This window comes from Rhodococcus sp. O3 (assembly GCF_048897285.1).
Classification (GTDB): Bacteria; Actinomycetota; Actinomycetes; order Mycobacteriales; family Mycobacteriaceae; genus Rhodococcus.
Genome location: NZ_JBMBTE010000134.1, coordinates 1 through 12,844, shown reverse-complemented (window position 1 = coordinate 12,844; position 12,844 = coordinate 1). Strand labels below are relative to the sequence as shown.

Sequence of the window (12,844 nt, the reverse complement as noted above, 5' to 3'; positions counted from 1 at the left end):
GCACCCACACCGTCGCCCCCGGCGACAGCCTGTGGGCGATCGCCGAGCGCGTCTACGGCGACGGCAACCAGTACCAGCGCATCGCCGATGCGAACGGCATCGCGAACCCGGATCTGATCCAGCCGGGCCAGGTGCTCACCATCCCGTAATCGCCACAAACGGGAAATCGGACGCCCCCGCCACCTCTTCCGGTGGCGGGGGCGTCTGCGTCCGGAGGCACGACGGACCCGCGCCTCTGCCGGGCTGCGACGAACTTCATCGGGGCGAGCTCCATCGGGGGTGAACTCGCTCAGAGCGTGAGCCTGATCGCTACCGTTGCCACGGCGTCACCGGCACACTCGGACACGCCCGTGGCGTCCACGAGTTTCCGGAGGGCGGCGACGGCACGGCCGAACACGGCGGATCCGATCATGCGGCGATGATGACGCGCCGCACCGATGCGGCGGAACCGTTCCGATCAGCGCGATCGCAACTCACACTCTGCGACAGCCTCGATTGTCGGAGTCCCCCGCTAGTCTTTCCGGCACATCGTTCGGGTCACGGAAGAGAGGTCGATCATGCCGGGTACGCCATGGGAGAAGGCCGACACCCGGTTCGATCGCGACGTCGAACGGGCGTGGAAGGAATTCCGGGAGCGCCTGGCCGACCATGTGGCGGCGATGCGCGACGACGACGGCCTGGTCCTCGAACCGCTGGCCGAGGAGTCCGCCGGGCCTGCCGGCCCGTGTGTGCAGTTCTACGCGTGGGACGGTGGGCAGGTGCGTGTCGAGGTGCCGTCGGATGCGCACCTCGACGATCGCCGCCTGAGCACCGCCGATCGGGCGCTGCTGACCGAGCTGGGTCTGCAGGAACCCACCCGGGGCCCGGACGACCCGGAGGACGGCGGGTCGCCCGCCTACTGGATGGACCGGCCCACCGGTTGGTCCGACGAGCTGGCGGCGGTGTCGGTGCGGGCACTGCGCGAGATCTGGGGTGTGCCCCATCCGCTGTTCCTGCGCATCGAGACGTTCGGTCCCGGCCGTACTCCGGCCTTCGAGCCGCTCCCGACGGTCCGCGAGGCGCCCGGTGTCCCCGTGCTGCCGGTGGCCGTCGAGCCGACCGGTGAGGAGCATCTGCGCGAACTCGTCGAGGCGACCGTGCAGCGGCGGATCGGGGCGGCGCCGCCGTGGGACGACGACGGCGACATCGTGCTGCGCGTTGCCGGGGTGCTGCTGTTCGTCGGCATCGGGCAGGGCTCGGGGACAGTGGACCTGTTCGCGCCGATCGTGCACACCATCACCGGCCGTACCCGCGCCGCGGAGGTCGTCGCCGATCTCAACCGCCGCTGGCCCCACCTGAAGTTCGTGCTGGTCGAGGACCGGGTCGCGGTGGCGCTGCACCTGCCGAGTTCGCCGTTCGTGCCGGCCCACCTGCTGTCCGGGCTCGACCGGATGGCCGAGTTCCTCGAGACGCTGGAGGTGGAGTTCGCCACCCATCTCGGCGGTGAGCTGCTGCGCGAGCCGGACCACGTCTGCGCACCGGACGACGACGAGGACCCGCCGTGGACTCCCGAATCGGAGGGCGATCTGCCGCTCGCGCTGCTGGCACTGCGCGACTTCCACCTGCACGGGGCGGTGGAGATCCAGGTCAAGACGGTCGCGGCGATCGGCGACAACGAACCGTCCGAACTCCAGCGATTCCTCGCGATGACGGTCGAGCAGCAGGTCGGCTGGGAATGCGAAGCGCTCGAGCGCGCCGCAGCCGGCGACGACGACGGCATGGAGGCGGCCGACGCCCGCGCACTCGAATGGGAACTGACGGGCCGATCCCTCACCGCGGCACTGGAGTTCCTCGACAGGCCGGCAGACGAGTCGCCGCGCGCGCCTGCAGCGAAGCCGGGTAAACCGGCTCGCCCGGCGGTGTCGGACAAGCCGGCCCAGCCGGCGGTGTCGGACAAGCCGGCCCAGCAGGCGGCACCGGAACAGCCCGCGCTGTTCGACGATCCGGACGAGCCGACCCTGTTCGACTAGGCCCCGGTTCGGCCTGGGCGGTACGGGAGCCGGAGGGCCTCAACCGTCGCGCTCCTCCCCCGCCACCGCACGCCGCAGCGCGTGTTCCGCGACCCCGTCGAACGCGACCATCACGGCCCGCTCCACGGCGGTTACCGACGCGCGGATCGCGGCGACCGCCTGCCGGGCGGCGTCGTCCACCGGCCACCCGTACACGCCCGCGGAGATGAGCGGGAACGTCACGATGCGGGCGCCGAGGCCGTCGGCGACGAGGAGGCTGCGCGTGTACGCCGAGCGCAGGATCGCCGATCTGTCCTCGCGGACGGAGTACACCGGTCCGACGGTGTGGATGACCCACCGGGCGGGCAGCCGACCCGCGGTCGTGGCGACGGCTTCGCCCGCGGGCAGCCCGTCCGGCAGCCTGGTGGCGCGCAGTTCCCGGCAGGCCGCGAGGATGTCGGGCCCACCGACGCGGTGAATCGCGCCGTCCACCCCACCCCCGCCGAGCAGCGACGAGTTCGCCGCGTTGACGATCGCATCCGCCGCGATCCGGGTGATGTCTCCCGGGACGATGTCGATATCGGGCACGATCCGCTCCTTCCGCACTGACGGACGGACCTTTTCCTGGCATGATCGCATCCCGTGACGGCGACGGTGAAGCTCCGCGAACTGGCCGAACGTTCCGGCGTCTCCTGCTCGTACCGGGGCTGGGACGGGCAGGAACACTACGTCTGCGACCACACGCTGCAGGCGGTGCTCGGGGCGCTCGACATCCCGGCCGGCTCGGACGAGGAGATCGCCGCGTCCCTCGAGGACGTCCCGAACCGGGCGTGGCGGCGGATGCTGCCCCCGTCGCTGGTCGTCGTCGAGGGCGAGCATCGCACCTTTCCGGTGCACGTGCCGCACGGCGATCCCGTCGAGGTGTGGGTGGTCGCCGAGGACGGCACCGAACGCGAGGCCGAGCAGCTCGACGTGTGGGTCGAGCCGCGCACGGTGGACGACCGGCTCGTGGGCCGGGCGACGTTCGCGGTGCCGGATCTGCCGCCGGGCTGGCACACGCTGCGCGCGCGCAGCAACGACGTCGAGGCGGCCGTGACGCTCGTGGTGACACCCGCCCGGCTCGCGGCCGCGGACCGGCTGCTCGAGAAGCGACGGTGGGGTGTTGCGGCCCAGGTGTATTCGGTGCGGTCGAGCCGGTCGTGGGGGCTGGGCGACTTCGCGGATCTCGCGGATCTGGCCGCGGTGACCGGCGCGGCGTACGGCGGGGACTTCCTGCTGGTCAACCCGGTGCACGCCGGGGATCCCCGGCCCCCGGTCGAGCCGTCGCCCTATCTGCCCTCGTCGCGGCGCTTCGCCGATCCGCTGTATGTGCGCGTCGAGAACATCCCCGAGACGGCCTATCTGCCCACCAAGCACCGCAAGCGCCTCGACGCGTACGCGGCGAAGTTCGCGCGCGCGAACCGCAAGGGTAAGCGGCTCGACCGCGACGCGACCTTGCGCGCGAAACTCGATGTGCTCGAACACGTGTACCGGGTGCCGCGTTCGGCGTCCCGGCAGGTGGCGTTCGAGACGTTCCGCGCCGAGAGTGGCCGGGCGCTCGCGGATTTCGCGTTGTGGTGCGCGCTCGCCGAGAAGTTCGGCGATCGCCCCGAACGGTGGGCAAAGCGGGCACCGTCCCCGGATCACCCGGACACCGAGCGGCTGCGCGCGAAACTGGCCGACCGCATCGATTTCCACTGCTGGCTTCAGTGGGTGTGCGACGAGCAGCTCGCGACGGCTCAGGAGGCCGCACGGACCGCGGGCATGGATCTCGGCATCGTGCACGACCTGGCGGTCGGGGTGCGCCGCAACGGCGCCGACGCGTGGACACTCGGGGATGCGCTGGCCACCGGCGTGACGGTGGGCGCTCCCCCCGACGATTTCAACAAGCGCGGTCAGGACTGGAACCAGCCGCCGTGGCGGCCGGACCGGCTCGCCGAACTCGGATACCGGCCGTTCCGGGACGTGCTGCGGGCGGCGTTGCGGCACGCCGGGGGGCTCCGCGTCGACCACATCCTCGGGTTGTTCCGCACCTGGTGGGTGCCCGACGGCTGCACCCCCGACGAAGGCACCTACGTCCGGTACGACCACGAGGCGTTCGTCGGCATCCTGGTGCTGGAGGCACAGCGCGCCGGGGCCGTGGTGATCGGCGAGGACCTGGGGGTGTTCGAGGGCTGGGTACAGCAGTACCTGGCCGGTCGCGGTGTCGCGGGCACGTCGATCCTGTGGTTCGAGAAGGACGGGCACGATCCGCGGCCACCCGAGAGCTACCGGCAGCTGTGCCTGACGTCGGTGACGACGCACGACCTGCCGCCGACGGCGGGTTATCTCGCCGGCGACCACGTGCGGTTGCGATCGGAACTCGGCCTGCTCGAACGCGATCTCGACGCCGAACTCGCCGAAGCCGAGCAGGAACGGGATGCGGTGCTGCAGCTCGCCCGCGACCGGGGCCTGCTCCCGCCGGCCGACCCCGACGACACCGAGCAGGATGTCGCCGACCCGCAGACCGTCGAGGCGCTGCACCGACTGATCGCGGCGAGTCCCTCTGCGCTGCTGGCGGTTTCACTCGTCGACGCAGTCGGTGAGCGGCGCAGCCAGAACCAGCCCGGCACCACCGACGAATACCCGAACTGGCGGATCCCGCTCGCCGACGGTCGCGGCCGCGCGGTGCTGCTCGACGACCTCGCCGCCAACGCCCGGTTCGCCGCGCTCGCCGCCGCCGTCCGCGGCTGATTTCCGGCCACACTCGGAACCTTCCACACCACCCGGGACGACGATGCGGACCCACCCGTGTTCGGGTGGGTCCGCATCGGTTCCTGTCGACCGGCGATCAGTGGCCGTACATGCTCTCGATGTCCTCGGCGAAGCGTTCGGTGACGACGTTGCGCTTGATCTTCAGCGTCGGGGTCAGCTCGCCCGTCGCCTCGGTCAGGTCGCGGTCGAGGATCACGAACTTCTTGATCGCCTCGGCGTGCGAGACGGTCGAGTTGGCGTCGTCGACGATGGTCTGCATCGCGTCGCGCAGCGCCGGGTCGTGCCGCAGCTGGGCGATCGTCGCGGTGGCGGGCTTGCCGTTCTCGGCCTTCCAGTTGGCGAACACGTCGGGATCGACGGTGAGCAGCGCGGTGACGTAGGCGCGGCCGTCACCGATCACCACGGCCTGCGAAACCAGTGTGTGTGAACGCATCCGGTCCTCGAGCGGGCCGGGCGAGACGTTCTTTCCGCCCGCGGTGACGATGAGGTCCTTCTTGCGGCCGGTGATGTACACGTAGCCGTCGTCGTCGATCTCGCCGAGGTCGCCGGTGCGGAACCAGCCGTCGCGGAAGACCTCTTCGGTGGCCTTCTCGTTGCGCCAGTAGCCCTGGAAGATCACACCGCCGCGCAGTTCGATCTCGCCGTCCTCGGCGATGCGGGTGCTGTTGCCGCCCAAGGGCTGACCGACCGAACCGATCTTCTGTGCGCCGGGCATGTTGACGCTGTGCGCGGCGGTGGATTCGGTCAGGCCGTAGCCCTCGTAGATCGGCACGCCGACGCCGCGGAAGAAGTGTCCGAGCTTCGGGCTGAGCGCGCCGCCGCCGGAGATCGCGTACCAGCAGTCGTTGCCCATCGCGGCCCGCAGCTTCGAGTAGACGAGCTTGTCGGCCATCGCGTGCTTGGCCTTGAGCGCCAGGGAGGGGCCGCCCTGGTCGAGGGACTCGCTGTAGGCGATGGCGGTCTCCTCGGCGAACCGGAAGATCGACGCGTTGAGCTTGCCCCCTGCGGCGGCCTTGCCGGCAGCGGCGTCGCGCACCTTCTCGAACACGCGCGGCACACCGAGGATGATGTTCGGCGAGTACCGCTCGAACTGGGCGGACACCGTCGAGAAGTCCGACCAGTGCGACTGTGCCGCGCCGCATTCGAACAGCGCCAGCGCCACTGCGCGGGCCAGCACGTGCGCGAGCGGCAGGAAGGTCAGGCCACGGTTGCCGGGCTTGGCGACCGCGCCGACCGCGGAGGTGAGGATCGCCCGGACCTCGGACAGGAAGTTGCGGTGGGTGAGGATGCAGCCCTTGGGCCGGCCCGTGGTGCCGGAGGTGTAGACCAGCGAGGCCAGATCGTCGGCGCGGATGCCGTCGAGGCGGGTCCGGACCTCGAGGTCGTCGACGTCGGCGCCCTCGGCGATCAGGGTGTCGACGGCACCGCCCTCGATCTGCACGATGCGGCGCAGGGTCTCGGGCATGTCGACGAAGAGCGCCTCGTGCTGGGCGGTCTCGACGACGGCGAGCACCGCCTCCGAGTCCTGCAGGATCCAGCGGATCTGATCGGTGGACGAGGAGTCGTAGATCGGCACCGACACCGCGCCGGCAGCCCAGATCGCATAGTCGAACAGGGACCACTCGTAGCGGGTGGCCGACAGGAGGGCGACCCGGTCGCCGGGCTGCACACCGTTGGCGATCAGGCCCTTCGCGACGGCGGTGACCTGCTCGGCGAACTGGCTCGCGGTCACGGCGACCCATTCGCCCTGCGCTTCGGGGCGCGAGAACATCACCCGGTGGGGGGTCTTCTCCGCGTGCACGAAGACCGTGTGGACGACGGACTCGTCGTCGCCGACGGTGAACTGGGCGGGGGTCGAGTACTCACGCACGGGCATCTCCATCGTTCGTGTCGGTCGTCGCGGCGGACGCGGTGTCCACACCGTGACGGAATCGGCGCAGCAGGTGGACGAACCGGTCGAGTTCATCCTGGTCCCAACCGGCAAGTCCCGCACGAACATCGTCGTGTCGGCGCCCGACCGTGTCCTCGAGGACGGCCCGGCCGCGGTCGGTCAGGTTCAGCGGATGCCCGAGTCGGGTCGGTCCCGGTTCCGCCGCGACCCAGCCGGCGTCCACGCAGGTGCGCAGCTGGCGGGACACGGTGGAGCGGTTGAGGCCGAAGGCGTCCGAGACGTCGGTCGCGCGACATCCGGGATTGCGGGCGATGTACCCGAGCAGAGAATGTTGCGCGAAACTCAGCGCGTCGCTGTGCGCACGCTCCCCCGCGATCAGGTACCGGACGAGGTGGACGAACTCGTCGTACACCTCGGCCACGACGGCCGGGTGCAGCGAGGTGTCGGAGTCGGCGTCGGCCGGTCCGGGCACAGAATGGTTCTGTTGCACACAGCAACCTTAAGCCTCGGGTGGCCCGGAACACTAATCGGGACCAGGAGACATGCCCTAGCCGCGACGACGCACATACGACTCGACCACCCCGTCGAGCACCGCCCGTCCCGCGTCGTCGACGAGCGTGACGGTGGCGGTGACCAGCCCGCGACCGCGGTCGTCGAGCGTCACGTCGTCGATCACACAGGTCCCGGTCAGCGTGGTTCCCGGCAGCACCGGGCTCAGGAACCGGACCTGCCTCAGCTGCCTGCCGGCGATCACCGCCCACCGCCCGTAGGCGACTTCGACGGTGAGCCGCTGCGCGACCGCGAGAGTGTGGATTCCGCTGGCGATCAGGCTTCCGAACGGCCCCGATTCCGCGGCGTCGCGGTCGGTGTGGAACCACTGCGGGTCCCAGGACCGGGCGAAATCGACCAGCTCGTCCTCGCCGACCGTGTGGGTGCCCAATCCGATCCGGTCGCCGACCGCCAGGTCCTCGGCATACAACAGGGTCTGCGGTGCACTCACGTGGTTCTCCTCGGTCGGGTCCGGATTCGGTGACAACGATCCGGTTCCGCCATTGGAACATTCCACGAGCACAGGAGTGCCCCGAGGCGACGAATCGCCTCGGGGCACGCGCTGCCGGCGCCCCCCGGCCCGCCGGCAGCCCCCTTTCAGCCGGCAGCTCCGACCGGTTGCCCGTCCGGGCCGGAATCCGACGGGTAGGTGCCGTTCGCATAGGGGTTGAACTCGTTGGTGAACAGCTCCTCGGGCTCGACGGCGCCGGACTGCAGACTGCCCAGCCGCACGCTCTGGTCGATCCAGATCGCGAACTCCTCGGCGGCGATCACCCCGCCCGGTGACGGCACCCCGGTGCTCTTCCACTGCCGCACGAAATCGGTCGACTCGCTACGGCCGCGGCCTTCGATGATCGCCGTGAACCGGTCGATCACCTCCTGCCGCGGCGTGACTTGCGCCCACCGCAACGCACGCGCGGTGCCCTGCACGAAGTCGGCGACCGAGTCGGGGTGCTCGGCGACGAAATCGTCCCGGAAGACGAACCCGCCGATCCCGAGCGGCCCGGTCAGATCCACGTCGGTGAACAGCGGGCGCAGTCCGCCGCGCGCGAGCGCCGCATCCTTGACGACCCCGCCGAGATTGCCGACGTCGATCTGCCCCTGCCGCAACGACTGTTCGGTGTTCAGCGGGGGCACCACGACGAGTTCGACCTGTGCGATCTCCTCGTCGGTCAGTCCCGCCCGGAACAGCCACTCCTTGATCACGTATTCGTGGTACGCACCGAGGGTGTTGATCCCGATCTTCCTGCCGATCAGATCCCGAGCCGACCGCAGCGGACTGCCGTCGAGCACGTAGTACCCGTTGAAACTGTCCTCCTCGGTGTCACCGTCGGAACCGTAGTTCGCGACGACCGTGGTCAGCGGCGCTCCCGCGTCGACCAGCTTGGCGATCGCCCCGTAGAACGCCGAGCCGAAATCCGTTTCGCCGGTCGCGGTGTTCTGAATACTCGACGGCCCACTCGTGTTGTCGCCCAACCACTCCAACGTCACCGTGTCGAAATAGCCCAGGTCCTCGGCGAGTTCGGGGAAGGTCACCGCACTGGCCGTGCCCTCGTATCGCAGCACCGTCTTCCCGGCCGGGGACACCTGCCCGGTGTCCCCGGCCGGGCCGGCGCATGCCGTCGACACGAGTGCGAGCAGCGCGGCGAGGACCGCGCCCACCGAAACCCTTCTTCGCAGCATCGACGGCATCCGTGTCTCCTCGTCAGTCGCGCCCGTGGAAGGGCTCGCCGATCACGGAGACGGACCGCTGCCCGTCCGGGCCCACCGGAACGTCACCTTCGACGGTGGTGCGGTGCAGTACCCGCACCACGTCGAGGTGGTCGAGGTCGGTGGGCGCCTGGTGCGCGGTGATCCGGTTGTCCCACACGCCGATGCTGTCGTTCTCCCACCACACCCGCACGGTGTAGGCCGGGTTGGTGATCTCCTCGAACAGCAGGTCGAGCAGCCGGTCGCTCTGACGCGGCGACACCCCGAGGATGCGGCTGGTGAACCCGGGCGTGACGAACAGCCCCCGTTGCCCGGTTTCCGGATGCACCCGCACCACCGGGTGTTCGGTCACGTACGGCTCGGTGACGACGTGCTGTTCCGACTCGCTGCCGGCCGCCCACCGCGGTGCCCGGCCGCCGAAGCGGTGCTCGGCGCGCAGACCGTCGAGGAACGACTTGAGCGACTCGGGCAGGTTGGCGTGCGCCGCGCCCAGGTCGGTCCAGGTGGTGTCGCCGCCGACGTCCGGTACCAGCTCGGACCGCAGGAACGTGATCGCCGGCGGGTTCACCAGCGCCGAGATGTCCGAATGCCAGAAGTTCGCGTACGAGTACTTCTTCGTTCCGGCCCGCGCTGCGTACTTGCGGCTGTCGACCTCGAGGATCTCCGGGAACTGCGAGTCGGGATCGTAGTTGTACGGGTGCGCGGGGGTGACCCGGCCGAAGTACTGCGTGAACCGGATCTGCTGGGCGTGGTCGAGCGGCTGGTTCCGGAAGAACAGCACCTTGTAGTCGAGCAGCGCCTCGCGCAGCTGCGCGACGGTCGCGGCGTCGAGTTCGCCGCTCAGGTCCACCCCGGCGACCTCCGCACCGAGGTATCCGGCGATGGGCGCGACCGTCAGCTCGGTGGCGCGCTCTGCGATGGCAGTCATGATTTTCTACTCCTGTCCGCGGAAGGCGTCACCGGCGAGGGCGACCGACTCGCGGCCGTCCGGGCCGACCGGGACGTCGCCTTCGATGGTGGTGCGGTACAGCACCCGGGTGACGTCGAGATGGTCGAGGTCGGTCGGTGCCAGGTGGGCGGTGGCGCGGTTGTCCCACACCGCGATCGAACCCGGCTGCCAGCGGAAACGCACCGTGTAGGCGGGGTTGGTGACCTCCTCGAACAGCAGGTCGAGCAGGCGGTCGCTCTGCGACGGCGACAGTCCGACGATCCGGGCGGTGAAGCCGGGCTGCACGAACAGGGCCCGTTCGCCGGTCACCGGATGCACCCGCACGACGGGATGTTCGGACACCAGCGGGTTCTCCTGCACACGGCGGGCGTAGTCGCTGTCCGAGGACCACTGCGGTCGGCGACCGCCGAAGCGGTGTTCGGCACGCAACCCGTCGACCAGTCGCTGCAGCGATTCGGGCAGGCCGTTGTACGCGGCGACGAGGTTCGTCCAGGTCGTGTCGCCACCGCGCACCGGGACCTCCCCGGAGCGCAGCAGCGTCACGGCCGGCGGGTTGACGACCGCTGTGACGTCGGTGTGCCACTGGTTGTCGTAGCTGTACTTCTTACGACCGAAACGCTTTTCGTACTTGCGGCTGTCCACCGCGAGGATCTCCGGGAAACCTTCCGGCGCCTCGTCGTCGTACGGATGCGACGGGGTCACGGTGCCGAAGTTGCGGGAGAACGCGATCTGCTGCGCGTGGTCGATCTCCTGCCCCTGGAAGAACAGCACCTTGTATTCGTGCAGGGCCGCGCGCAGCTGCTCGGAAATGTTGTCCGCGAGCGGATTTCGCAGGTCGAGTCCGCTCACGTCGGCGCCGATGTGCCCGGCGACCGGGGTGACCGTGAACGTGCCCGCGGCGGCGGCAGGCGTGTCGGGTGCGAGTGTCATGGGTTCCCTCACTGTGGAATCGATCGGTGGTTCGGACCGGAATCCGGTGCCTGTCACCACCGTGCCGCCCGGGAGGCACCGGCGGAACCCGCATTTCACGATGCGAAAAAGACTCAGCCGGAATAATTCTCGGCACTGGCGGGACGAGGGACCCGGCGGCCGATACGGGCGGCGGCGCGCTGCATGGCGGGCACCACGTCACCGACGACACGGTCGGTGAGACGGCGGCGTCCGCCCTGGACACCGACCGCGCCCCACGGTCGCCGGTCGGTGCCGAACACCGGAACCGCCAGCGCCAGTACCGAGGACCGTTCGTTCCGGAGCTCGACGGCGTATCCGCGGCGACGGACGAGTTCGAGTTCGGCGGACAGCGCCGGGGATCGCGGCCGCGCGGGACCGAACGCCAGGATCGCGCGACCCATCACGCTGTCGTCGATACCCTCACCGGCAGGCGGAATCTGCTTGTCACAGCCACCGGACGGGGGCCGGGCCGAGAACACCGACAGCACCTCGCCACCCCGCGCAACCCCCAGACTCGCCGTCAGGTCGATCTCGGCGGCCAGCGCGTACAGATCCGGCGCCCAGTGGTCGACGCCGAGCCGCATCAGCGGCGGCACGGCCAGCGAGAACAGGCCCGGACCCACCCGGTAGCCGTCCCGTCCGGGGACGCGTTCGAGCATCCGCCCGCGCACGAGGGCCTGCGCGATCCGGTGCGCCGTGCTCACCGGCAGCCCGGTGCGCGCGGCCAGCGAACCGAGTCCGAGTTCGGTGTCGCCGCCGTCGAAACACGCCAGCACGGCGATCGCGCGTTCGACGGCCTGAGACCCGGATCTAGGTGTCATCGCTCGGTACTCCTGGGTGTACGCGTTCCGGCGCGTCGTCGCACCGGCCGGTTCGCACTATCTCCGGGACCGCGACCCCCGGCAATGGTTTTCCGCACCGGGTGGTCCAAGTCTTCGGTCCCCCGTTAGCCTGTCCATACGTTGAACGTGGTGGGGAGGTAGGCACGGCATGGGGGAAAACCGCCGCCGCGATCTGTTCCGCCACCTCGCCGACGACGACGCCGACGATTATCTCGCGATCGTCACGTGTCTCTGTGACACGCTCGCCTCCGACCTGTCCGCCACCGAGATCGCCGACCGCATCCCGGGTAGGCCGCTGACCGCGCAGGTCGTCGAGCAACGCTGCCGCCGCCTCGTCGAGTGGGGCAACCTGACGGCGACCCGGCCGGCGGGGGTCGACACGGACACCGATCGCGACCGGTTCCGGGTGTCCGTCTTCGGCGGCCGGGTGCATCGCGAGGCGGCCGCCGTCCTGACCGCGCGCGACGGTGCCCGCGAGGTGGCCCGCGAGGTGCTCGGCCTGATCGCCGGAGATCTCGCCGGCCTCGCGGACGCGCTGGGGACGGCCCGCACCGACCCGGAGGCGGTGTCCGGCCTCGTCACCAGCGTCTTCACGCACCATCGGACGTTCACCGACAGCATCGCCGACTTCTACGCGTATCTCGCGGACGTGCTGGCCCGGCTCGATCTGTCCGGGGACGAGTTCGGCCGGCTCAAGACACTGCTGCTCGAATACGTCGATCTGCTCGACGGCGACGTCGCCCGGCACACCCCGGTCATCGCGGCGCGTCTCGACGCGCTGATCCCCCGGCTCGATCCACTGCTCGCGGCACTCCCCGGCCCGCCCGTTCCGGACGGTATCCCGGTCGCGCGGCCCGCCGGCCGCACCCGCAGCGACTGGGAGACACTCGCCGCCTGGTACGCCGCGGATGCCGGGCCGAAGCAGTTGCGGGAGGCGGCCGGGCAGGCACTGGGCCGCTTGCTCGGACACACCCGGCGACGGCTCGCGCCCACCGGCGCGAGCGGCTCACGACGTGCCGATCTGCTGGCGCTGGCCGGACGATTCGCGGAATCCTCGGATGCGCAGGCACACCGGTTGTTCGCCGCGCACTTCGCCGCCTACCCGAGCCGGCACCTGCTGCTCGGCCCCGACGAGCCGGACCCGCGGATCGGGCCGGGCACCTCGTGGTGG

The 12,844-nt window shown here is 70.3% G+C and carries 13 protein-coding genes; 4 read left to right on the top strand and 9 right to left on the bottom strand.

The annotated features are described in order from the left end of the window. Positions 1-149: LysM peptidoglycan-binding domain-containing protein (locus ACN675_RS24530; protein ID WP_420753317.1), on the top strand; the 149-nt coding region annotated here is incomplete at its 5' end. Between the two features lie 140 nt (positions 150-289). Here the strand turns inward: ACN675_RS24530 and ACN675_RS24525 are convergent. Next, entirely contained in the window at positions 290-412 is a 123-nt protein-coding gene (locus tag ACN675_RS24525; protein WP_420753315.1) for a hypothetical protein, read from the bottom strand. Positions 413-557: 145 nt separating this feature from the next. Between ACN675_RS24525 and ACN675_RS24520 the strand changes: the two genes are divergently transcribed. After that, on the top strand, positions 558-2,009 hold the full coding sequence (locus tag ACN675_RS24520) for a T3SS (YopN, CesT) and YbjN peptide-binding chaperone 1 (protein WP_420753314.1): 1,452 nt from the start codon (positions 558-560) through the stop codon (positions 2,007-2,009). A 39-nt stretch (positions 2,010-2,048) separates the two neighbouring features. Here ACN675_RS24520 and ACN675_RS24515 read toward each other — a convergent pair whose 3' ends face one another. Then, positions 2,049-2,576: an O-acetyl-ADP-ribose deacetylase gene (locus ACN675_RS24515; RefSeq protein ID WP_420753313.1), complete on the bottom strand. Its 528-nt coding sequence runs from the start codon at positions 2,574-2,576 to the stop codon at positions 2,049-2,051. A gap of 54 nt (positions 2,577-2,630) precedes the next feature. Here ACN675_RS24515 and malQ point away from each other — a divergent pair, with 54 nt between their 5' ends. Beyond that, positions 2,631-4,760 carry a 4-alpha-glucanotransferase gene (gene malQ, locus ACN675_RS24510; RefSeq protein ID WP_420753312.1) on the top strand — a complete coding sequence of 710 codons (2,130 nt, stop codon included), beginning with the start codon at positions 2,631-2,633 and terminating at the stop codon, positions 4,758-4,760. A 97-nt stretch (positions 4,761-4,857) separates the two neighbouring features. Here malQ and ACN675_RS24505 read toward each other — a convergent pair whose 3' ends face one another. The 7 genes from ACN675_RS24505 to ACN675_RS24475 form a co-directional block, all read right to left on the bottom strand. Next, on the bottom strand, positions 4,858-6,651 hold the full coding sequence (locus tag ACN675_RS24505; RefSeq protein WP_420753311.1) for an AMP-dependent synthetase/ligase: 1,794 nt from the start codon (positions 6,649-6,651) through the stop codon (positions 4,858-4,860). Continuing rightward, positions 6,644-7,108 carry a MarR family winged helix-turn-helix transcriptional regulator gene (locus ACN675_RS24500; protein WP_420753316.1) on the bottom strand — a complete coding sequence of 155 codons (465 nt, stop codon included), beginning with the start codon at positions 7,106-7,108 and terminating at the stop codon, positions 6,644-6,646. Before ACN675_RS24500 ends, ACN675_RS24505 begins: the two co-directional genes overlap by 8 nt. Before the next feature lie 111 nt (positions 7,109-7,219). Continuing rightward, a complete protein-coding gene (locus ACN675_RS24495; RefSeq protein WP_420753310.1) occupies positions 7,220-7,672 on the bottom strand; it encodes a MaoC/PaaZ C-terminal domain-containing protein in 453 nt (150 codons plus the stop codon). Positions 7,673-7,818: 146 nt separating this feature from the next. Beyond that, entirely contained in the window at positions 7,819-8,913 is a 1,095-nt protein-coding gene (locus ACN675_RS24490; RefSeq protein WP_420753309.1) for an ABC transporter substrate-binding protein, read from the bottom strand. Positions 8,914-8,926: 13 nt separating this feature from the next. Beyond that, positions 8,927-9,859, bottom strand: a complete 933-nt coding sequence (locus ACN675_RS24485) for a TauD/TfdA dioxygenase family protein (protein ID WP_420753308.1) — start codon at positions 9,857-9,859, stop codon at positions 8,927-8,929. A gap of 6 nt (positions 9,860-9,865) precedes the next feature. Next, positions 9,866-10,810: a TauD/TfdA dioxygenase family protein gene (locus ACN675_RS24480; protein WP_420753307.1), complete on the bottom strand. Its 945-nt coding sequence runs from the start codon at positions 10,808-10,810 to the stop codon at positions 9,866-9,868. Between the two features lie 113 nt (positions 10,811-10,923). Next, positions 10,924-11,652 (bottom strand): IclR family transcriptional regulator, encoded by a 729-nt coding sequence (locus ACN675_RS24475; RefSeq protein ID WP_420753306.1) that lies wholly within the window; start codon positions 11,650-11,652, stop codon positions 10,924-10,926. 169 nt (positions 11,653-11,821) lie between these two features. On the opposite strand from ACN675_RS24475, the gene ACN675_RS24470 reads away from it, so the two are divergent. Continuing rightward, on the top strand, positions 11,822-12,844 hold a 1,023-nt coding region (locus ACN675_RS24470; RefSeq protein ID WP_420753305.1), incomplete at its 3' end, for a DUF2397 domain-containing protein.